We start from the raw sequence: 18,772 nt of genomic DNA on the forward strand, positions 1-18,772 counted from the left end.
TTACACCGTGTGCAGGTACCAGTTGTACTCGAGGTCGGAGATCGACACTTCGAACTCGGCCAGCTCGCTCTCCTTGCAGGCCACGAAGATATCGATGTAGTCCGGGCTGATGTATTGGTTGAGGACTTCGCTGTCATCCAGCGCGCGCAGGGCATCGCGCAGGTTGTTCGGCAGGCTCTGTTCCAGCTGTTCGTACGAGTTGCCTTCGATCGGCGCATCCGGCTCGACCTTGTTGGTCAGGCCGTGATGGATACCGGCGAGGATCGCCGCGAGCATCAGGTACGGGTTGGCGTCGGCACCGGCCACGCGGTGCTCGATGCGCACGTTCTCGCTGCTGTCGGTCGGCACCCGGACCGCCACGGTACGGTTGTCCAGGCCCCAGCTTGGCGCGTTGGGCACATAGAACTGGGCGCCGAAGCGGCGGTAGGAGTTGATGTTCGGGCACAGGAATGCCATCGACGCCGGCATGGTTTCCAGCACGCCACCAATGGCGTGGCGCAGGGTGTCGCTTTGCAGCGGGTCTTCTTGGGCGAAGATGTTCTTGCCGGTCTTCTTGTCCAGCAGCGAGATGTGCACATGCAGGCCGTTGCCGGCCTGGCCCGGGTAGGGCTTGGCCATGAACGTGGTGTCCATCTCATGGTCGTAGGCGACGTTCTTGATCAGGCGCTTGAGCAGGATCGCATAATCGCAGGCCTTCAGCGGGTCGGCGACGTGGTGCAGGTTCACTTCGAACTGCGCCGGTGCGCTTTCCTTGACGATGGCATCGGCCGGCAGGCCCTGCTCCTTGGCCGCTTCGAGCATGTCCTGCAGGCAGTCGGCGTATTCGTCGAGGTCATCGATCAGGTACACCTGGGTGGACTGCGGACGCTTGCCCGAGATCGGCGAGCGCGGTGGCTGCGGGCGGCCGTTGAGGTTGTCCTGGTCGATCAGGTAGAACTCCAGCTCGAACGCGGCGCAGATATCCAGGCCCAGGTCGTCGAACTTGCTCACCACCTGGCGCAGCACTTCCCGCGGGTCGGCGAAGAACGGCGCGCCGTCCAGCTCGTGCATGGTCATCAGCAACTGCGCGGTCGGGCGCTTCTGCCACGGCTCGTCCGACAGCGTGCCGGGGATCGGGTAGCAGATGCGGTCGGCGTCGCCGATGTCCAGGCCCAGGCCGGTGCTCTCGACGGTCGAGCCGTTGATGTCCAGGGCGAACAGCGAGGCCGGCAGGTTGATGCCCTTCTCGTACACCTTGTGCAGGCTGGCGCGTTCGATGCGCTTGCCGCGCACCACGCCGTTCATGTCGGAGATCAGCAGGTCGACGTATTGGGTATCCGGATGGGCATCCAGGAATTCATTCATCTCGCGGGAAGAACTGGCGCACGGAGAGACCGACGTCATGGCTGTACATCCTTTGATTCGGAGCGGCGATGTGGGGGGCTACGGCTGACGCCTCGAAGGGCGACGATGGAATTGCTGTTGTTCTTTTCACTGACCCATCGTGGGGGCTGGTTGCCGACCGGCTGCATTGATTCCCGGGGGCCGTTCCACTATAAAATGGCCTCCACGCAACAGACATTGGCATTTCGGCAAGCAGAGCGTGCATCAATGCAATATCAGATCAACCACGCCGACCTCTCACTGGTCCTGGCACTGGAGCGCGGCCGCTCGCTGGCAAAGGCCGCCGAACTGCTCAAGGTCGACGTTTCCACGGTGTTCCGCTCGATCCGGCGACTGGAGTCGGCGCTGGGCACCGCCTTGTTCGTCAAGAGCCGCAAGGGCTACCTGCCCACCGACACCGCCCAGGCCCTCGCCGAGCAGGCCGAGCGCGCCGAACAGGCGCTGGATGCGGCGCGCATCGCCCTGACCAGCGGCGAGCAAGTGGTCAGCGGCACGGTCCGCGTGACCTGCACCGAAGCCGTCCTGCACAGCCTGCTGCTGCCGGCACTGGCCGAGTTCATGCCCAACTACCCCGCGCTGTCGCTGGAGATGGGCACTTCCAACACCTTCGCCAACCTCAGCCGGCGCGATGCCGACATCGCCCTGCGCCTGACCAACACCCCACCGGAGCATCTGGTTGGCCGTTGCCTGGGCTCGACTTCCTATGTGATCTGTGGCCGCCCGGAGCTGCGCGAACGGCTCCAGGCGTCCGCCACCAGCGTGCCGTGGATCGCCCCCGACGACTCCATGCAGGACCATGCCACCGTGGTCTGGCGCAACCAGCACCACCCCGGGCTGGTCCCACGCTACCAATGCAGCGGCATGTCGACCATCGCCCAACTGGTGACCACCGGCCTGGGCGTGGCGGCGCTGCCCGACTACATGGTTCACGACCTGCCGGACGTGGAAGCGTTGAGCGGCCCGTTGCCCGGCTGCGACACGCAACTGTGGCTGCTGACCCGGCCGGATTGCCGAGCGTTGCGCTCGGTGCAGACGCTGTTCGAGGAATTGACCCCACGCCTACGCGACGCAATGTTGCGTTAACGCGCCAAGGCCGGTTGTTTTCGGGTAACAGGAACCGTTATCGTCCGAGTCAGGCTAGCCCGCGAACAGTACCGGCCGGAAGAGCACCCGACAAAACAGCCCTTCCCTATTGGCTGGTGATTTTTTAAACTATCGAGTCCGCCTGCCCATTCTGGGCGCACGCCTACCGCATTTGCTACTGAGGAAGACCATGGCCCGCGTAACTGTTGAAGACTGCCTGGAACACGTGGATAACCGCTTCGAGCTGGTCATGCTCTCGACCAAGCGCGCCCGCCAGCTCGCTACCGGCGGCAAAGAACCACGCGTTGCGTGGGAAAACGACAAGCCAACCGTCGTCGCCCTGCGTGAAATCGCCGAAGGCATCGTCACCCCAGAGTTCATCGCCGCCGAAGAGATCGTCACCGAGGATCCGGTATTCGCCGCGTTCGAGGACGAGAACAACGAGGCCGTCTGATTGATGCCCAGTCGACACCGTGCGGCGCAAGGCCCTCTTCTTCAGCAAGAGGTGAAACCATGCCGGGTATAGAAGCCCTCGCCGAACGGCTGTCGACTTATCTGGGCCCCGACCAGGTCAACCTGGTCCGGCGCGCCTACTTCTACGCCGAACAGGCCCACGATGGCCAGCGCCGCCGCAGCGGCGAGCCCTACGTGACCCACCCGCTGGCGGTCGCCAGCATCCTCGCCGACATGCACATGGACCATCAGAGCCTGATGGCGGCCATGCTGCACGACGTGATCGAAGACACCGGCATCGCCAAGGAAGCCTTGAGCCAGCAATTCGGCGAGACCGTCGCCGAACTGGTCGACGGGGTCAGCAAGCTGACCCAGATGAACTTCGAGACGAAAGCCGAGGCGCAAGCCGAAAACTTCCAGAAGATGGCCATGGCCATGGCCCGCGACATCCGCGTGATCCTGGTCAAGCTGGCCGACCGCCTGCACAACATGCGCACCCTGGAAGTGCTGTCCGGCGAAAAACGCCGGCGCATCGCCAAGGAAACCCTCGAGATCTACGCCCCCATCGCCAACCGCCTGGGCATGCACACCGTGCGCGTGGAGTTCGAGGACCTGGGCTTCAAGGCCATGCACCCGATGCGCTCGTCGCTGATCCACCGGGCAGTCAAGAGCGCGCGCGGCAACCGCAAGGAAATCGTCGCCAAGATCGAGACCTCGCTGGCCAACTGCCTGGCCGCCGACGGCATCGAGGGCGAAGTCAGCGGCCGGCAGAAACACCTCTATGGCATCTACAAGAAGATGCGCGGCAAACGCCGCGCCTTCACCGAGATCATGGACGTGTACGCGTTCCGCATCATCGTCGACAAGGTCGACACCTGCTACCGCGTGCTTGGTGCCGTGCACAACCTGTACAAGCCGCTGCCCGGCCGGTTCAAGGACTACATCGCGATCCCCAAGGCCAACGGCTACCAGTCGTTGCACACCACGCTGTTCGGCATGCACGGCGTACCCATCGAGATCCAGATCCGCACCCGTGAAATGGAAGAGATGGCCAACAACGGCATCGCCGCGCACTGGCTGTACAAGTCGAACGAGGAAGAACAGCCCAAGGGCAGCCACGCCCGCGCCCGCCAGTGGGTCAAGGGCATCCTCGAGCTGCAGCAACGCGCCGGCAACTCGCTGGAATTCATCGAGAGCGTGAAGATCGACCTGTTCCCGGACGAGGTCTACGTCTTCACCCCCAAAGGCCGGATCATGGAGCTGCCCAAAGGCTCCACCGCCGTCGACTTCGCCTACGCGGTGCACACCGACGTCGGCAACAGCTGCATCGCCTGCCGCATCAACCGCCGCCTGGCGCCGCTGTCCGAACCGCTGCAGAGCGGCTCGACCGTCGAGATTGTCAGCGCCCCGGGCGCGCGCCCCAATCCGGCCTGGCTCAACTTCGTGGTCACCGGCAAGGCGCGTACGCACATCCGCCACGCCCTCAAGCAACAGCGCCGCTCCGAGTCGATCAGCCTCGGCGAGCGCCTGCTGAACAAGGTGCTGACCGGCTTCGACAGCAGCCTGGAGCAGATCCCCCAGGAGCGCATCCAGGGCATCCTCACCGAGTATCGCCTGGAGCTGGTCGAAGACCTGCTCGAAGACATCGGCCTGGGCAACCGCATGGCCTATGTTGTCGCTCGCCGCCTGCTGTCGGCCGAAGGCGAACAACTGCCGGCGCCGGAAGGCCCGCTGGCGATCCGTGGCACCGAGGGCCTGGTGCTCAGCTACGCCAAGTGCTGCACCCCGATCCCGGGCGACCCGATCGTCGGCCACCTGTCGGCGGGCAAGGGCATGGTCGTGCACCTGGAAGACTGCCGCAACATCAGTGAAGTCCGCCACAACCCGGAGAAGTGCCTGCAACTCTCCTGGGCCAAGGACGTCACCGGCGAGTTCAACGTCGAACTGCGCGTCGAGCTGGAGCACCAGCGCGGCCTGATCGCCCTGCTGGCCAGCAGCGTCAACGCCGCCGACGGCAACATCGAAAAAATCAGCATGGACGAACGCGACGGCCGTATCAGCGTGGTCCAACTGGTGGTCAGCGTGCACGACCGCGTGCACCTGGCCCGCGTGATCAAGAAACTGCGTACCTTGACCGGCGTGGTCCGCATCACCCGGATGCGTGCGTAGTCCGCCAACCGCAAGGAGTCATCATGAGCAAGACTGTCATCAACAGCGACAAGGCCCCTGCCGCCATCGGCACCTACTCGCAGGCGATCAAGGCCGGCAACACCGTGTACATGTCGGGTCAGATCCCGCTGGACCCGAAAACCATGGAGCTGGTCGAAGGCTTCGAGGCCCAGACCGTACAGGTGTTCGAGAACCTGAAGTCGGTTGCAGAGGCTGCTGGCGGTTCGTTCAAGGACATCGTCAAGCTGAACATCTTCCTCACCGACCTGAGCCACTTCGCCAAGGTCAACGAGATCATGGGCCGCTACTTCGAACAGCCTTACCCGGCCCGCGCCGCCATCGGCGTGGCCGCCCTGCCCAAGGGCGCCCAGGTCGAGATGGACGCCATCCTGGTCCTCGAGTGACACTCCGGTGACGGGCCCCACGCCCGTCACCGCCCCTTCCTGCCCCAAGGTTTCCACCATGCGCCACGCATTGCCTCTCGCGCTGGCAGCCCTGCTCCTGGGCGGCTGCGCCAGCCATAAACCTGAAGATTTCAACGGTACCTGGATCAACCAGGCCGCTATCGACGCCGCCGCCAAAGGCATAAGCCTGCGTCAGGCCCTGAACGATCACGGGCCGGTGCTCGAATGGAAGATCGACGTCAAGAACCAGCAAGCCAGCTTCAGCAACGGCTTCGAAGCGGCCGATGGCCGCCTGAGCGCCAACGAGAAAGACTGGCAGGTCAGCTTCGAGGGCGGCCTGAATGAACAGCTCAAGCTTGATGGCGATGAACTGCAGGCCATCGATCCTTCAGGCCATGAGCAAGTCTTCGCCCGCGCCAAGGCGGCCGATGGCAACGCCCCCTTGGGCGGTACCTTCGAAAGAACGCTCTACAAGGCTTACCTGGGCGGCGACTGGAAAATTGTCGAAGGCCAGGGCAAAGGCGCCGTGGTGCGTTTCAGCGACACCGGCAGCGTGACCGGCCTGCCCGGCCCGGATCGCTTCGCCCTGTGCCTGGCCGGCGACTGCGCGACCATGGGCGATGGTAACGACAGCCTGTGGCTGGAGCGTAACCAACGCGGCGCACCGTGGATCTTCAAGCGTGACGGCGACACCCTGGAGATCTTCCAGGCGGTGAACCGTGCGCAGCCTGACGAGATGCCGCAGTTGGCCGCAGGTGCCCGGCAGTGGGTGCTGGAGAAGGACTGACCGAGTCAGCCCATTCGCCGGCAAGCCGGCTCCTACAGATTGCGCGTCACCTGTAGGAGCCGGCTTGCCGGCGAACTGCCACTCAACGCCCTGCCAGAATGGCCGCATACCCCTCTTTATAACTCGGATACTGCGGCACCCAGCCCAGCGCCCGCGCCCGCGCATTGCTGCAACGCTTGCTGCCAGTACGCCGCACGCGCTGCTCATCCGACCATTCGGTTACCCCAAGATACCCGCGCAACCAGGCCACCACGTCCGCCAGCGGCGCCGGATCGTCATCCACACCGATATAGCAATCATCGAGCGCCACACCCTTGGCATCAGCCTGCAGCAGATGCGCCAGCAGGCTCGCGGCATCCTCGGCATGGATCCGGTTGCCATACAAAGGCGGCTCCTCGGCTACTCGATAGCCCTGACGAACCTGACTCAGCAGCCACTCTCGGCCCGGGCCATAGATACCGGTCAGGCGCACGATGCTGGCAGGGACGCCACTTTCGAGGGCCAGGCGCTCCGCTTCCAGCATCACCTTGCCGGAATAGCCTTCAGGCGCGGTGCTGGCGGTCTCGTCGATCCACTCGCCATCCTGCTGCGCATAGACACTGCTGCTGGAAACGAACAGCAGGCGGCGTGGCGCCTGGCCATTGCTGGCAAGCCATCCCAGCACATGGCGGAGCCCCTCGACATAGGCAGCCTGGTATCCCGCCTCGTCATGCTGGCTGGCGGCCACGCAGTACACCAGGTAGTCAGGCGCACGCTCAGGCCAGGCCTCGGGTTGGCGGCGATCGGAAAGATCGGCGGCAATGGGCCGCACGCCTTCCGGCAGTTGATCGACCGAACGCCGCAAGCCGCTGACCTGCCAGCCTTGAGCAAGCAGTTGGCGGGCAAGGCGACTGCCCACATCACCGCAACCCACGATCAAAGCTGAAACGTCTGACATGCCAAATCTCCTAATCCGAAAGACGCAGGCTATCGGTTTAGGGCGATCAACGGCTATACCAAGGTCAAAAAAAGCAATCACATTACTTTTGTTAACAAGAATTACTTGCAATAATGGCCGCCTTGTCTGTTCTCGGCCCGCCTCGAGGCCTCGAAGAACTCAACCCATTTCTCTTCATCAGGTCCGGCCAGCATGACACGTACTCAACCTTCCGCTTCGCCTACCCCGTCGCGCGCCTGGCGCGCCATCGCCGCGCTGATGTTCAGCCTGGTGCTGGCCCCGGCTGCCATGGCCGATGAGCCAACCGCACAGGCCACCACCCCGGCCGCAGCCAGCGCCCCGGCAGCACCGGCAGCTGAAGGCCAGGCCCCGACCGCCGCACCCGCCGAAGGCAGCACCGCGCTGCAAGCCCCGGCACCGGCCGACGAGAATGTGCAGGCACTGGTCGAGGACACCTCGCTGGGCATGGCCCATGACCTGTCCCCATGGGGCATGTACAAGAACGCCGACGTGGTGGTGAAGGCCGTGATGATCGGCCTGGCCCTCGCCTCGATCATCACCTGGACCATCTGGATCGCCAAAGGCTTCGAGCTGATGGGCGCCAAGCGTCGCCTGCGTGGCGAAATCGCCGCCCTGAAGCGCTCCGTGAGCCTGAAGGAAGCCAGCGATGTCTCGAACAAGGAAGGCACCCTGGCCCACACCCTGGTCCACGACGCCCTCGAAGAGATGCGCCTGTCGGCCAACGCACGCGAAAAGGAAGGCATCAAGGAGCGTGTCAGCTTCCGCCTGGAGCGCCTGGTCGCCGCCAGCGGCCGCAACATGAGCAGCGGCACCGGCGTGCTGGCCACCATTGGTTCCACCGCGCCGTTCGTCGGCCTGTTCGGTACCGTGTGGGGCATCATGAACAGCTTCATCGGCATCGCCAAGACCCAGACCACCAACCTGGCCGTGGTCGCCCCAGGTATCGCCGAAGCCCTGCTGGCCACCGCGCTGGGCCTGGTCGCGGCGATCCCGGCCGTGGTCATCTACAACGTCTTCGCCCGCTCCATCGCCGGCTACAAGGCGCAGGTCTCCGACGCCTCCGCCCAGGTGCTGCTGCTGGTCAGCCGTGACCTGGACCACCAAGGCAGCGAGCGCGCCGCCCCACACATGGTGAAAGTGGGGTAAGCCATGGGCCTGCATCTCAACGAAGGTGGCGACGACCTCGCCGAGAACCACGAAATCAACGTCACGCCGTTCATCGACGTGATGCTGGTGCTGCTGATCATCTTCATGGTCGCGGCGCCCCTGGCCACGGTCGACATCAAGGTCGACCTGCCCGCCTCGACCGCGAAACCCGCGCCGAGGCCCGAGAAGCCGGTGTTCGTCAGCGTCAAGGCCGACAAGAAGCTGTACGTCGGTGATGACCAGGTGGCCCAATCCGACCAGCTTGGCGCGATGCTCGACGCCAAGACCAAGGGCGACAAGGAAACCACCATCTTCTTCCAGGCTGACAAAGGCGTCGATTACGGCGACCTGATGGAAGTGATGAACACCATGCGCGCGGCCGGCTACCTCAAGGTCGGTCTGGTCGGACTCGAGACGGCAGCCAAGAAATGACGAAAACGCGCTCGAACATGGCGCGCTACGGCACCAGCCTGGCCATCGTGCTGAGCGTGCACGTGGTCGCCGTGGTGCTGACGCTCAACTGGTCGGTGCCCCAGGCCATCGAGCTGCCCCCGGCAGCAATGATGGTCGAGCTGGCGCCGCTGCCGGAGCCGGCGCCACCACCACAGCCCAAGGCAGCGCCCAAACCGCCGACGCCGGTCGAGGAGCCACCACTGCCCAAGCTGGTGGAGGCGCCCAAGCCAAAGATCGCCATCCCCAAGCCGCCCAAGCCCAAGGCCAAGCCACAGCCGCCCAAGCCTGAGAAAAAGCCTGAGCCGCCGAAGGATGAGCCACCGGCCAAGGATGACGTGGCGGACACTCCGCCCAGCAACGCACAGCCGCAGAAATCGGCCGCGCCGGCACCGAGCATCGCCTCCAACAGCAATGCCCTGCCCAGCTGGCAGAGCGACCTGCTGCGCCACCTGGCCAAGTACAAGAAGTACCCGGAAGACGCTCGTCGTCGCGGCCTGCAGGGCATCAACCGCCTGCGCTTCGTGGTCGACGCCGAGGGCAAGGTGGTCTCGTACTCGCTGGCCGGAGGCTCGGGCAGCGCGGCACTGGACCGGGCAACCCTGGAGATGATCCGTCGCGCCGGCACGGTACCGAAGCCGCCAGCGGAGCTGCTGAACAATGGCACGATCGAAGTTGTGGCGCCGTTCGTCTATTCCCTGGACCGACGCTGACACTTTTGTTTCTGTCACAAAACGGCAAGTCTGATAACGTGCGTCTATCGATTGCAGCCGCTATGCTGGGGCCGCAACTTCATGGACGCACGTTATGACCCTCACCGAACTTCGCTACATCGTCACCCTCGCCCAGGAGCAGCACTTCGGCCACGCGGCCGAGCGTTGCCACGTCAGCCAGCCCACGCTGTCGGTCGGCGTGAAGAAGCTCGAGGACGAGCTGGGCGTGCTGATCTTCGAGCGCAGCAAGAGCGCGGTGCGCCTGACGCCGGTCGGCGAGAGCATCGTCGCCCAGGCGCAGAAGGTGTTGGAGCAGGCCCAGGGCATCCGCGAACTGGCCCAGGCCGGCAAGAACCAGCTCACCGCCCCGCTCAAGGTCGGCGCCATCTATACCGTCGGTCCCTATCTGTTCCCGCACCTGATCCCGCAACTGCACCGCGTGGCGCCGCAGATGCCGCTGTACATCGAAGAGAACTTCACCCATGTGCTGCGCGAGAAGCTGCGCAACGGCGAACTGGACGCAGTGATCATCGCCCTGCCGTTCAACGAAGCCGACGTGCTGACGCTGCCGTTGTATGACGAGCCGTTCTGCGCACTGATGCCCGCAGACCACCCCTGGACGCAGAAAGACACCATCGACACGGCCATGCTCAACGACAAGAGCCTGCTGCTGCTGGGCGAAGGCCACTGCTTCCGCGACCAGGTACTGGAAGCCTGCCCAACGCTCAACAAGGGCGGTGAAGGCTCGAAACACACCACAGTCGAATCCAGCTCGCTGGAAACCATCCGTCACATGGTTGCCTCGGGGCTGGGCGTGTCGATCCTGCCGCTATCCGCAGTGCACAGCCACCACTATGCGCCCGGTGTCATCGAAGTTCGCCCGCTGACCGCGCCGGCACCGTTCCGCACTGTGGCCATCGCCTGGCGCGCCAGCTTCCCGCGGCCGAAGGCCATCGAGATCCTCGCCGACTCGATCCGCCTCTGCTCGGTGGCCAAGGCGCCCGTGGAACAACCGGCCTGAGCCCATGACCGAGCTGTCGAACGTCCCGGTCACGGCGCTCAAGGGCGTTGGCGATGCCATGGCGGAAAAACTCGCCAAGGTCGGCCTGGAGAACCTGCAGGATCTGCTGTTCCACCTGCCGCTGCGCTATCAGGACCGTACCCGCGTGGTCCCTATCGGCCAGTTGCGGCCCGGCCAGGACGCGGTCATTGAAGGCGTGGTCAGTGGCGCCGACGTGACCATGGGCAAGCGCCGCAGCCTGGTGGTGCGCCTGGGCGATGGCACCGGTGTACTGAGCCTGCGCTTCTACCACTTCAGCAATGCGCAGAAAGAGGGCCTCAAGCGCGGCACCCATCTGCGTTGCTACGGTGAGGCCCGCCCTGGCGCCTCGGGGCTGGAGATCTACCATCCCGAGTACCGGGCGCTCAATGGCAGCGAGCCGGCGCCACCGGTCGAGCAGACGCTCACGCCCATCTACCCGACCACCGAAGGCCTCACACAGCAGCGCCTGCGCCTGCTGTGCCAGCAGAGCCTGGGCCAGCTCGGCCCGCGCAGCCTGCCCGACTGGCTGCCGGACGAACTGGCACGCGACTACCAACTGGCACCGTTGAGCGACGCGATCCGCTACCTGCACAACCCGCCGTCCGACGCCGATCTGGACGAACTCGCCGAAGGCCATCACTGGGCCCAGCATCGCCTGGCCTTCGAAGAACTGCTTACCCACCAGCTGTCGCAGCAGCGCCTGCGCGAGAGCCTGCGCAGCCTGCGCGCACCGGTGCTGCCCAAGGCCAGCCGCCTGCCCGCGCAGTACCTGGCCAACCTCGGTTTCAGCCCGACCGGCGCCCAGCAGCGCGTGGGTAACGAGATCGCCTACGACCTCAGCCAGCCCGAACCGATGATGCGCCTGGTGCAGGGCGACGTCGGCGCCGGCAAGACCGTGGTCGCCGCCCTCGCTGCTTTGCAGGCGCTGGAAGCCGGCTACCAGGTTGCCTTGATGGCGCCCACCGAGATCCTCGCCGAACAGCACTACATCACCTTCAAGCGCTGGCTCGAGCCGTTGGGCATCGAAGTCGCCTGGCTGGCCGGCAAGCTCAAGGGCAAGGCCCGCGCCAGCGCCCTGGAGCAGATCGCCAGCGGCACACCGATGGTGGTCGGCACCCACGCGCTGTTCCAGGACGAAGTGCAGTTCAAGCACCTGGCCCTGGCGATCATCGACGAGCAGCACCGCTTCGGGGTACAGCAGCGCCTGGCCTTGCGCAAGAAAGGCGTCATGGGCCAGCTGTGTCCTCATCAGTTGATCATGACCGCCACCCCGATCCCACGCACCCTGGCCATGAGCGCCTACGCCGACCTGGACACTTCGATCCTCGACGAGCTGCCGCCTGGCCGTACCCCGGTCAACACTGTGCTGGTCGCCGATAGTCGCCGCTTCGAAGTGGTCGAGCGGGTCCGCGCTGCCTGCGCCGAAGGGCGCCAAGCGTACTGGGTGTGCACCCTGATCGAAGAGTCCGAAGAACTGACCTGCCAGGCCGCCGAAAGCACTTTCGAGGAGCTTGGCAGTGCGCTGGGCGAACTGCGCGTGGGGTTGATCCACGGGCGCATGAAACCGGCGGAGAAGGCGGCGGTGATGGCCGAGTTCAAGGCCGGTGCACTGCAACTGCTGGTCGCCACCACGGTGATCGAGGTGGGCGTGGATGTCCCCAACGCCAGCCTGATGATCATCGAAAACCCCGAACGCCTGGGCTTGGCCCAGTTGCACCAGCTGCGTGGCCGGGTTGGCCGGGGCAGCGCGGTCAGCCATTGCGTGCTGCTGTACCACCCACCGCTGTCGCAAATCGGCCGCGAGCGCCTGGGCATAATGCGGGAAACCAACGACGGATTCGTCATAGCAGAGAAGGACCTGGAGTTGCGAGGCCCCGGCGAAATGCTCGGCACCCGCCAGACCGGCCTGCTGCAGTTCAAGGTCGCCGACCTGATGCGCGACGCCGACCTGCTGCCCGCCGTGCGCGATGCCGCCCAGGCGCTGCTGGCACGCTGGCCGGGCCACGTCAGCCCGCTGCTCGACCGTTGGCTGCGCCACGGCCAGCAATATGGCCAGGTGTGACGCTCGTCCCAATATGGATCCAGCTTGTCGGTCAGGCTGGTTATACTTCGCGTTTAAAAGAATGATTGGATACAGACCATGACTGAAGTTGCCCTGGATACTGCAACCCCAACCGCACCGTCTGTCATCCGGCTGTTGCTCGACAAACTCGGCGTAACCTATCGCGAGGTGCCCGATCACCCGCAACAGCCTGCCGCCTCACGGGTGCAGGCAGCCCTGCTCGACGATGAGATCGGCGCCATGCTGGTGCTGTTCCCGCAGAGCCAGCTGCTGGACCTCAAGCGCTTTGAAGAGCTGACTGGCCGCAACCTCACGGCGGTGCCGTTGAAGCGTCTGAACCAGATGCTCGATAAACACCACCTCAAGACCCTGCCGGCCATCCCTGCCCTGACCAGCTCGCCCTGCCAGTATGAAAAGAGCCTGCTCGACAACGACAAGCTGCTGATCCAGTCCGGCGAAACCGGCGTGTTGCTGGAAATCGAACGGGCCGCCTTCCGCAAGCTGCTCGCCAAGGCCAGCGCCAGCACGTTCGGCCAAGAGGTCAAGGACATCCGCCCGAACCTCGACCGCCCGCATGACGACTCCCAGGAAATCACCAAGGCGGTGCAAGAGTTCACCGCCCGACGCATCCAGAAACGCCTGGAAGAAACCATCGAGATCCCGCCACTGGCTGACACCGCGCAGAAGATCATCAAGCTGCGCGTCGACCCCGACGCGAGCATCGACGACATCACCGGCGTGGTGGAAACCGACCCGGCGCTGGCCGCCCAGGTGGTCAGCTGGGCCGCGTCGCCCTACTACGCTTCGCCCGGCAAGATCCGTTCGGTGGAAGACGCCATCGTCCGCGTGCTGGGCTTCGACCTGGTGATCAACCTGGCACTGGGCCTGGCCCTGGGCAAGACCCTGAGCCTGCCCAAGGACCACCCGCAACAGGCCACGCCGTACTGGCAGCAGTCGATCTACACCGCAGCGGTAATCGAAGGCCTGACCCGCGCGATGCCACGCGCCGAGCGCCCGGAGGCCGGCCTGACCTACCTGGCCGGGCTACTGCACAACTTCGGTTACTTGCTGCTGGCCCACGTGTTCCCGCCACACTTTTCGCTGATCTGCCGCCATCTGGAGGTCAACCCGCACCTGTGCCACAGCTATGTGGAGCAGCATTTGCTGGGGATCAGCCGCGAGCAGATCGGCGCCTGGCTGATGAAGCTGTGGGACATGCCCGATGAACTGACCACCGCGCTGCGCTTCCAGCACGATCCGTCCTACGACGGCGAGCACGCGGCGTTCCCCAACCTGGTGTGCCTGGCTATCCGCCTGCTGCGTACCCGGGGGATTGGCTCAGGGCCGCAGGACGATATCCCTGAAGCGCTGCTCGAGCGCCTGGGGTTGACCCGTGAAAAGGCCGATGAAGTGGTGAACAAGGTACTGGAGGCCGAAGCATTGCTGCGTGAGCTGGCTTCGCAATTCCATGTGCCGCATTCGCACTAAGGCCGCCCTGTAGGAGCGGCTTCAGCCGCGATCACCCGCGAAGCGGGTGCCAGAAGCCGCGGTACCTGCATCGCGGCTCAAGCCGCTCCTACGCTTTCTTCTTCGGTTTCAGGTACTTCATCAAGCCCTGGAACCAGATCACCAGCGCCGGGTTGCCTTTGATCTGGATGCTCTTGTCCTGAATCCCCTGCATGAACGCCAGCTGCTTGTTGCCGGCCTGCAATGTGGCGAAGCCGTAGGCGGCGTCCTTGAAGGCGATGGCAAACGCCGGCTGCGGGTGCAGGCCACCCTTGCTGCTGATGCGCTGGCCACTGACGATGAAGTGCCGGGCAACCTTGCCGTCGAGCGTCTGCATCTGGAAGACCAGGTCCTTGTCCTGCAGTTGCTGCTGGAACGCCGGGTTGTTGCGGCTGGCCTTGGCCATCAGCAAGCCCATGGCCCAGAGAAGAAAACGAAACTTCATCAACGCCCCTCGAATGAAAAATGACTGAGGCGCGCAGTTTATCCGTTTCCCGCCCTGATTATGCAAGTTCGCCGCATTTGCTTACCAGAAACGCAACGGGCGCCTCTCGGCGCCCGTCAGGATGACCTGCAAATCACTTTTTCTTGGCAGGCTTGGCCGGGGCGTTGACGCTGTCGCGCAGGTTCTTGCCCGGTTTGAAGGCAACGGTGTTGCTGGCCTTGATCTTGACCGGCTGGCCAGTCTGCGGGTTCTTGCCGGTGCGGGCGCCACGGTGGCGTTTTTCGAAGGTGCCGAAACCGACCAGGGTGACGGTGTCCTTGTCGAGCGCGCCGGTGATGCTATCGAGAATCGCGTTCAGGACAATATTGGCCTTTTCCTTGGTCAGATCGGCCTTTTCGGCGATGACGGCGGCGAGTTCTGGTTTACGCATAGTGAAGCCTCTTTGACGGAATTCTTGTTGTTATGCCGTGCTGCCGAAGGAAGCAGCGCTCAAGGCACCGCAGGCTCTAGTCTGCGGTAGACGCCAGTGAGAATGGCACGCCGTCCGGGGCCGCGCCAGTGTCTGGGCGGCCATTGTCGCGGCAAGAACAGGATAAATCCGACAGAACGCCCGCTATTTACGCCATCAGGGCTGGCAACTGCTTGTTCAGCGCCAGTTTCTCCATCACCGCACCGCCGGTCAGCGCGTAACCCAGCAACTGGCCGTCGGCACCGTGGCAGAGCACCTTGAGGTCGGCGCCCTGACCTTCCACTTGCCAGGTTCCTTCCTGGCCATACGGGGGTGGCGACACCACCAGCGGGCAGGCCGGGGTCTTCACGGTGACGGGCATCGGCCCGTAGCTGACCGCCGTCGGGTTGCCGGCCAGGGTCTGGGCCAGGGCGCGGGCGCAGGTCATCAGCGGCATGACGTACAGCAGGTTGATGCCTTCGACTTCGGCGCAGTCCCCCAAGGCGAAGATGTTGGCATGGGAGGTGCGCAGCTGACGGTCGACCACCACGCCGCGATTGACCTGCAGGCCTGCGGCGGCAGCCAGGTCGGTGCGCGGGCGCAGGCCGATGGCCGAGACCACCAGGTCGCAGGCGATCACGCGGCCATCGGACAGGTGTGCTTCGAGGCCTTCCCCGGCGTGCAGCAGACGGGTCAGCACCGGGCCCAAGTGGAAGCGTACGCCCAACCCTTCCAGGCCGGCCTGCACGGCAGCGGCGGCGGCTGGGTGCAGCAGGGTCGGCATGACCTGCTCACAGGGGGCGACTACTTCGCATTGCAAACCACCCAAGGTCAGGTCGTTGGCAAACTCGCAGCCGATCAAACCGGCCCCCAGGATCAATACGCGTTGCTTGCCTGCGGCGGCAGCGCGAAAGCGTGCGTAGTCCTCAAGGTCGTTGATCGGGAAGATCAACTCACCGGCATCGCCCTCGACCGGCACCTGCACGGTCTGTGCGCCCCAGGCCAGTACCAGGTCGCGGTACTCGACCGCTTCCTCGCCGATCCACAGGCGCTTGTGGCCTGGGTCGATGCCGCTGATGCGGGTATGGGTGCGGATCTCGGCCTTGAGCTGCTCGGCCATGGCACCAGGCTCGGCCATGCACAGGCCGTCGGCGTCCTTCTGCTTGGCGAAGCCGGTCGAGAGCATGGGCTTGGAGTAGGAACGACCGTCGTCGGCGGTGATCAGCAACAACGGCGTCTCGCCGTCCAGCTTGCGAAACTCTCGCGCCAGGTTGTAGCCGGCCAGGCCGGTACCGATGATCACCACGGGGGACGTCATGTCGTTTCTTCCTTGTTCAGGTCAGGGGGTCGATCAGCCGATGGCGATCATTTCAAAGTCGCTCTTGCCCACGCCGCAGTCGGGGCACAGCCAGTCTTCCGGTACATCTTCCCAACGGGTGCCCGGGGCGATGCCGTCGTCCGGCCAGCCCTCGGCTTCGTCATAGATCAAGCCACAGACAATGCATTGCCACTTCTTCATTTACTGCTGTTCCTCGGTCAGGCCTTTCTGATGCGTTGTCGCTGATGGCCTCTTCGCGGGCAAGCCCGCGCCTACAGAGAACGTGCAAATCCCGAAGGCTGCGCTGTACTTGTAGAGGCGGGCTTGCCCGCGAAGGGGCCACCGCGCAATTCGTGTGGGCTTTGTACTGGCCCTGCCAGCAGTATGCAAGCAGTCAGGGCAAACATGCTAAGCTCGCCGCCTCTCTGGCCTGTATCAAGCATACCCACGTGCCGTACGAAACCCCGCAAGCAGCCGCTGTCGCGTGGCTGCCGTATCCACAGCTGGCGACCACCCTCGACCAGCCGACGCTCGACTGGCTGTTCGACGAGGGCTCCCTGACCCGCCGCCTGACCCGCCTCTCCCACGATCACTTCAGCGTCACGCCCCTGTTCGAGGGCTGGCAACCGCTGCGCGACGACGAGTGCGCGGCCCTGGGCCTGGCGCCCGGCGAGGAAGGCTGGGTGCGCGAAGTCTATCTGCGTGGCCACGGCCAACCTTGGGTGTTCGCCCGCAGCGTGGCCGGGCGAAGTGTGCTGGAACGTGGTGGCCTGGACCTTGAAACACTCGGCAGTCGCTCGCTGGGCGAGCTACTGTTCTGCGACCAGGCCTTCATGCGCCACCCCCTCGAGGCCTGCCGTTATCCACAAGGCTGGCTGCCCACCGAAGTGGCCCATGAAGGGTTGTGGGGGCGGCGCTCGCGCTTCGAGCGTAGCGGCCTCGACCTGCTGGTGGCCGAGGTGTTCCTGCCAGCGCTCTGGCAAGCGGCCAAGGAGAAAACCCACTGATGTACCTGCAACTGCTCAAGTCGCTCAACCGCCTGCACCCTCGGGCCTGGGACTTCGTCCAGCTGAGCCGCATGGACCGGCCGATCGGCATCTACCTGCTGCTGTGGCCGACGCTGGTGGCGGTCTGGATCGCCGGCAACGGCTCGCCCAGCCTGAAGAACGTGCTGATCTTCGCCCTGGGCGTGGTGCTGATGCGCGCCGCCGGCTGCTGCATCAACGACTTCGCCGATCGCAAGGTAGACGGCCACGTCAAGCGCACCGCCGACCGGCCACTGGCCAGTGGCCGGGTCAAGCCTCGGGAAGCCGTGATGCTGTTCGCCTTGCTGGTGGGGGTGAGCTTCCTGCTGGTGCTGTGCACCAACGCCACGACCGTGTGGCTGTCGTTCGGCGCCGTGGCCCTGGCGTTCTGTTACCCGTTCATGAAGCGCTACACCTACTACCCGCAGGTGGTGCTGGGCGCTGCCTATTCCTGGGGCATCCCCATGGCTTTCACCGCCGCGGGCGGCGAACTGCCGGCCAGTGCCTGGCTGCTGTACATCGCCAACCTGCTGTGGACGGTGGGCTATGACACCTACTACGCCATGGTCGACCGCGACGATGACCTGAAGATCGGGGTGAAATCCACGGCAATCCTGTTCGGCGAGGCCGACCGGGTGATCATCCTGACCTTGCAGTTGCTGTCGCTGGGCTGCCTGCTGCTGGCGGGCAATCGCTTCGACCTGGGTGGGTGGTTCCACCTGGGGCTACTGGCGGCGGCGGCCTGCTTTGCCTGGGAGTTCTGGTCGACGCGCAAGCTGGACCGTGAGGCGTGCTTCAAGGCATTCCTGCACAACCATTGGGCGGGGATGCTGATCTTCATCGGGGTGGTACTGGATTACGCCTTGCGGTGACGCCGCCGGCCTCGTTCGCCGGCAAGCCGGCTCCTACAGGTGTTGTGCGTGAACTTGTAGGGGCCGGCTTGCCGGCGAACGGAGGTATCACTGGCTCAAGGCTTGGCCACGTGCCAGACGTCCTTCATGCCGTCGCCGGTCATGTCCCCGGCCTTCTTGTCCTTGACGAAGGTGTACAGCGGCTTGCCGTCGTAGGCCCACTGCATGGAACCATCGTCACGCTTGATCTGCGACCACTTGCCCTCGGCCTTTTCGCCATCCTGGACTTTCAGCGGCGGCCAGTTACCGGCGCAGTCGCCATTGCACATCGACTTGCCGCCGGCATCCTTGTCGAAGGTGTACAGCGTCATGCCGTTGTGATCGACCCACATGCCGCCTTTTTCTTCGGCGTGATGAGCGGACGCCACCCCCGGCACTGCCAGCGCAGCGCAAAGGGCCATCCAGCTCAGCGTATGTCGTGTCATTGGAATCACCATTGTTTCGGGGGCTCGGAGGGGTTCAGCCGCCG

At 64.6% G+C, this 18,772-nt stretch carries 20 protein-coding genes; 13 read left to right on the forward strand and 7 right to left on the reverse strand.

Annotation, left to right across the window (positions count from 1 at the left end; genetic code table 11):
• Positions 1 to 1,383: a glutamine synthetase family protein gene (locus NGM28_RS09145; RefSeq protein ID WP_502943844.1), complete on the reverse strand. Its 1,383-nt coding sequence runs from the start codon at positions 1,381 to 1,383 to the stop codon at positions 1 to 3.
• 207 nt (positions 1,384 to 1,590) lie between these two features.
• Here NGM28_RS09145 and NGM28_RS09150 point away from each other — a divergent pair, with 207 nt between their 5' ends.
• The 5 genes from NGM28_RS09150 (at position 1,591) to NGM28_RS09170 (ending at position 6,279) form a co-directional block, all read left to right on the forward strand.
• Entirely contained in the window at positions 1,591 to 2,466 is an 876-nt protein-coding gene (locus NGM28_RS09150; RefSeq protein WP_213658910.1) for a LysR family transcriptional regulator, read from the forward strand.
• Positions 2,467 to 2,656: 190 nt separating this feature from the next.
• Positions 2,657 to 2,920, forward strand: coding sequence for a DNA-directed RNA polymerase subunit omega (gene rpoZ, locus NGM28_RS09155; RefSeq protein ID WP_008091595.1), 264 nt, complete (start codon positions 2,657 to 2,659; stop codon positions 2,918 to 2,920).
• Between the two features lie 59 nt (positions 2,921 to 2,979).
• The gene (gene spoT / locus NGM28_RS09160; protein ID WP_240066719.1) at positions 2,980 to 5,088 is read left to right on the forward strand and encodes a bifunctional GTP diphosphokinase/guanosine-3',5'-bis pyrophosphate 3'-pyrophosphohydrolase; all 2,109 of its coding nucleotides are present in this window, start codon (positions 2,980 to 2,982) and stop codon (positions 5,086 to 5,088) included.
• 23 nt (positions 5,089 to 5,111) lie between these two features.
• The gene (ridA, locus tag NGM28_RS09165) at positions 5,112 to 5,492 is read left to right on the forward strand and encodes a deaminase RidA (protein ID WP_011536411.1); all 381 of its coding nucleotides are present in this window, start codon (positions 5,112 to 5,114) and stop codon (positions 5,490 to 5,492) included.
• A 58-nt stretch (positions 5,493 to 5,550) separates the two neighbouring features.
• A complete protein-coding gene (locus NGM28_RS09170; protein ID WP_252089844.1) occupies positions 5,551 to 6,279 on the forward strand; it encodes a hypothetical protein in 729 nt (242 codons plus the stop codon).
• Between the two features lie 82 nt (positions 6,280 to 6,361).
• On the opposite strand, the gene NGM28_RS09175 is transcribed toward NGM28_RS09170, so the two are convergent.
• Positions 6,362 to 7,216 (reverse strand): SDR family oxidoreductase, encoded by an 855-nt coding sequence (locus NGM28_RS09175; RefSeq protein ID WP_252089846.1) that lies wholly within the window; start codon positions 7,214 to 7,216, stop codon positions 6,362 to 6,364.
• Between the two features lie 192 nt (positions 7,217 to 7,408).
• Here NGM28_RS09175 and exbB point away from each other — a divergent pair, with 192 nt between their 5' ends.
• From exbB to NGM28_RS09205, 6 genes are all read left to right on the forward strand, one after another.
• Entirely contained in the window at positions 7,409 to 8,383 is a 975-nt protein-coding gene (gene exbB / locus NGM28_RS09180) for a tonB-system energizer ExbB (protein WP_252089848.1), read from the forward strand.
• Positions 8,384 to 8,386: 3 nt separating this feature from the next.
• On the forward strand, positions 8,387 to 8,815 hold the full coding sequence (gene exbD / locus NGM28_RS09185) for a TonB system transport protein ExbD (protein WP_252089849.1): 429 nt from the start codon (positions 8,387 to 8,389) through the stop codon (positions 8,813 to 8,815).
• Positions 8,812 to 9,546, forward strand: coding sequence for an energy transducer TonB (locus tag NGM28_RS09190; RefSeq protein WP_252089851.1), 735 nt, complete (start codon positions 8,812 to 8,814; stop codon positions 9,544 to 9,546). Before exbD ends, NGM28_RS09190 begins: the two co-directional genes overlap by 4 nt.
• Before the next feature lie 94 nt (positions 9,547 to 9,640).
• Complete coding sequence (locus NGM28_RS09195; protein WP_011536417.1) at positions 9,641 to 10,567, forward strand: hydrogen peroxide-inducible genes activator; 927 nt, start codon at positions 9,641 to 9,643, stop codon at positions 10,565 to 10,567.
• 4 nt (positions 10,568 to 10,571) lie between these two features.
• Entirely contained in the window at positions 10,572 to 12,650 is a 2,079-nt protein-coding gene (gene recG, locus NGM28_RS09200; protein ID WP_252089853.1) for an ATP-dependent DNA helicase RecG, read from the forward strand.
• Positions 12,651 to 12,728: 78 nt separating this feature from the next.
• Positions 12,729 to 14,138 carry an HDOD domain-containing protein gene (locus tag NGM28_RS09205; RefSeq protein ID WP_252089855.1) on the forward strand — a complete coding sequence of 470 codons (1,410 nt, stop codon included), beginning with the start codon at positions 12,729 to 12,731 and terminating at the stop codon, positions 14,136 to 14,138.
• Between the two features lie 88 nt (positions 14,139 to 14,226).
• Here the strand turns inward: NGM28_RS09205 and NGM28_RS09210 are convergent, their stop codons facing one another.
• From NGM28_RS09210 to NGM28_RS09225, 4 genes are all read right to left on the reverse strand, one after another.
• Entirely contained in the window at positions 14,227 to 14,601 is a 375-nt protein-coding gene (locus NGM28_RS09210) for a hypothetical protein (protein WP_011536420.1), read from the reverse strand.
• A gap of 133 nt (positions 14,602 to 14,734) precedes the next feature.
• Positions 14,735 to 15,031: an HU family DNA-binding protein gene (locus tag NGM28_RS09215; RefSeq protein WP_011536421.1), complete on the reverse strand. Its 297-nt coding sequence runs from the start codon at positions 15,029 to 15,031 to the stop codon at positions 14,735 to 14,737.
• A 187-nt stretch (positions 15,032 to 15,218) separates the two neighbouring features.
• Positions 15,219 to 16,367: an NAD(P)/FAD-dependent oxidoreductase gene (locus tag NGM28_RS09220; protein ID WP_252089857.1), complete on the reverse strand. Its 1,149-nt coding sequence runs from the start codon at positions 16,365 to 16,367 to the stop codon at positions 15,219 to 15,221.
• Between the two features lie 33 nt (positions 16,368 to 16,400).
• On the reverse strand, positions 16,401 to 16,568 hold the full coding sequence (locus NGM28_RS09225) for a rubredoxin (RefSeq protein ID WP_011536423.1): 168 nt from the start codon (positions 16,566 to 16,568) through the stop codon (positions 16,401 to 16,403).
• 248 nt (positions 16,569 to 16,816) lie between these two features.
• Here NGM28_RS09225 and NGM28_RS09230 point away from each other — a divergent pair, with 248 nt between their 5' ends.
• Entirely contained in the window at positions 16,817 to 17,374 is a 558-nt protein-coding gene (locus tag NGM28_RS09230) for a chorismate--pyruvate lyase family protein (RefSeq protein ID WP_240066727.1), read from the forward strand.
• On the forward strand, positions 17,374 to 18,264 hold the full coding sequence (ubiA, locus tag NGM28_RS09235; protein ID WP_240066728.1) for a 4-hydroxybenzoate octaprenyltransferase: 891 nt from the start codon (positions 17,374 to 17,376) through the stop codon (positions 18,262 to 18,264). Before NGM28_RS09230 ends, ubiA begins: the two co-directional genes overlap by 1 nt.
• 95 nt (positions 18,265 to 18,359) lie before the next feature.
• Here the strand turns inward: ubiA and NGM28_RS09240 are convergent, their stop codons facing one another.
• Entirely contained in the window at positions 18,360 to 18,728 is a 369-nt protein-coding gene (locus NGM28_RS09240) for a COG4315 family predicted lipoprotein (protein ID WP_252089860.1), read from the reverse strand.
• Between the last annotated feature and the right edge of the window lie 44 nt (positions 18,729 to 18,772).

The sequence above is a fragment of the Pseudomonas sp. MWU13-3659 genome (assembly GCF_023757525.1).
In the GTDB taxonomy this organism is placed as follows: domain Bacteria; phylum Pseudomonadota; class Gammaproteobacteria; order Pseudomonadales; family Pseudomonadaceae; genus Aquipseudomonas; species Aquipseudomonas entomophila_E.

Bases quoted from the DNA above. Each gene is read 5' to 3' on its own strand.
- spoT (WP_240066719.1), top strand. From the start codon at position 2,980: ATGCCGGGTATAGAAGCCCTCGCCGAACGGCTGTCGACTTATCTGGGC.
- ridA (WP_011536411.1), top strand. From the start codon at position 5,112: ATGAGCAAGACTGTCATCAACAGCGACAAGGCCCCTGCCGCCATCGGC.
- ubiA (WP_240066728.1), top strand. From the start codon at position 17,374: ATGTACCTGCAACTGCTCAAGTCGCTCAACCGCCTGCACCCTCGGGCC.
- NGM28_RS09220 (WP_252089857.1), bottom strand. From the start codon at position 16,367: ATGACGTCCCCCGTGGTGATCATCGGTACCGGCCTGGCCGGCTACAAC.
- NGM28_RS09205 (WP_252089855.1), top strand. From the start codon at position 12,729: ATGACTGAAGTTGCCCTGGATACTGCAACCCCAACCGCACCGTCTGTC.
- rpoZ (WP_008091595.1), top strand. From the start codon at position 2,657: ATGGCCCGCGTAACTGTTGAAGACTGCCTGGAACACGTGGATAACCGC.
- NGM28_RS09150 (WP_213658910.1), top strand. From the start codon at position 1,591: ATGCAATATCAGATCAACCACGCCGACCTCTCACTGGTCCTGGCACTG.
- NGM28_RS09215 (WP_011536421.1), bottom strand. From the start codon at position 15,031: ATGCGTAAACCAGAACTCGCCGCCGTCATCGCCGAAAAGGCCGATCTG.
- NGM28_RS09190 (WP_252089851.1), top strand. From the start codon at position 8,812: ATGACGAAAACGCGCTCGAACATGGCGCGCTACGGCACCAGCCTGGCC.
- NGM28_RS09225 (WP_011536423.1), bottom strand. From the start codon at position 16,568: ATGAAGAAGTGGCAATGCATTGTCTGTGGCTTGATCTATGACGAAGCC.
- NGM28_RS09195 (WP_011536417.1), top strand. From the start codon at position 9,641: ATGACCCTCACCGAACTTCGCTACATCGTCACCCTCGCCCAGGAGCAG.
- exbD (WP_252089849.1), top strand. From the start codon at position 8,387: ATGGGCCTGCATCTCAACGAAGGTGGCGACGACCTCGCCGAGAACCAC.
- NGM28_RS09175 (WP_252089846.1), bottom strand. From the start codon at position 7,216: ATGTCAGACGTTTCAGCTTTGATCGTGGGTTGCGGTGATGTGGGCAGT.
- NGM28_RS09145 (WP_502943844.1), bottom strand. From the start codon at position 1,383: ATGACGTCGGTCTCTCCGTGCGCCAGTTCTTCCCGCGAGATGAATGAA.
- exbB (WP_252089848.1), top strand. From the start codon at position 7,409: ATGACACGTACTCAACCTTCCGCTTCGCCTACCCCGTCGCGCGCCTGG.
- NGM28_RS09170 (WP_252089844.1), top strand. From the start codon at position 5,551: ATGCGCCACGCATTGCCTCTCGCGCTGGCAGCCCTGCTCCTGGGCGGC.
- NGM28_RS09240 (WP_252089860.1), bottom strand. From the start codon at position 18,728: ATGACACGACATACGCTGAGCTGGATGGCCCTTTGCGCTGCGCTGGCA.
- recG (WP_252089853.1), top strand. From the start codon at position 10,572: ATGACCGAGCTGTCGAACGTCCCGGTCACGGCGCTCAAGGGCGTTGGC.
- NGM28_RS09210 (WP_011536420.1), bottom strand. From the start codon at position 14,601: ATGAAGTTTCGTTTTCTTCTCTGGGCCATGGGCTTGCTGATGGCCAAG.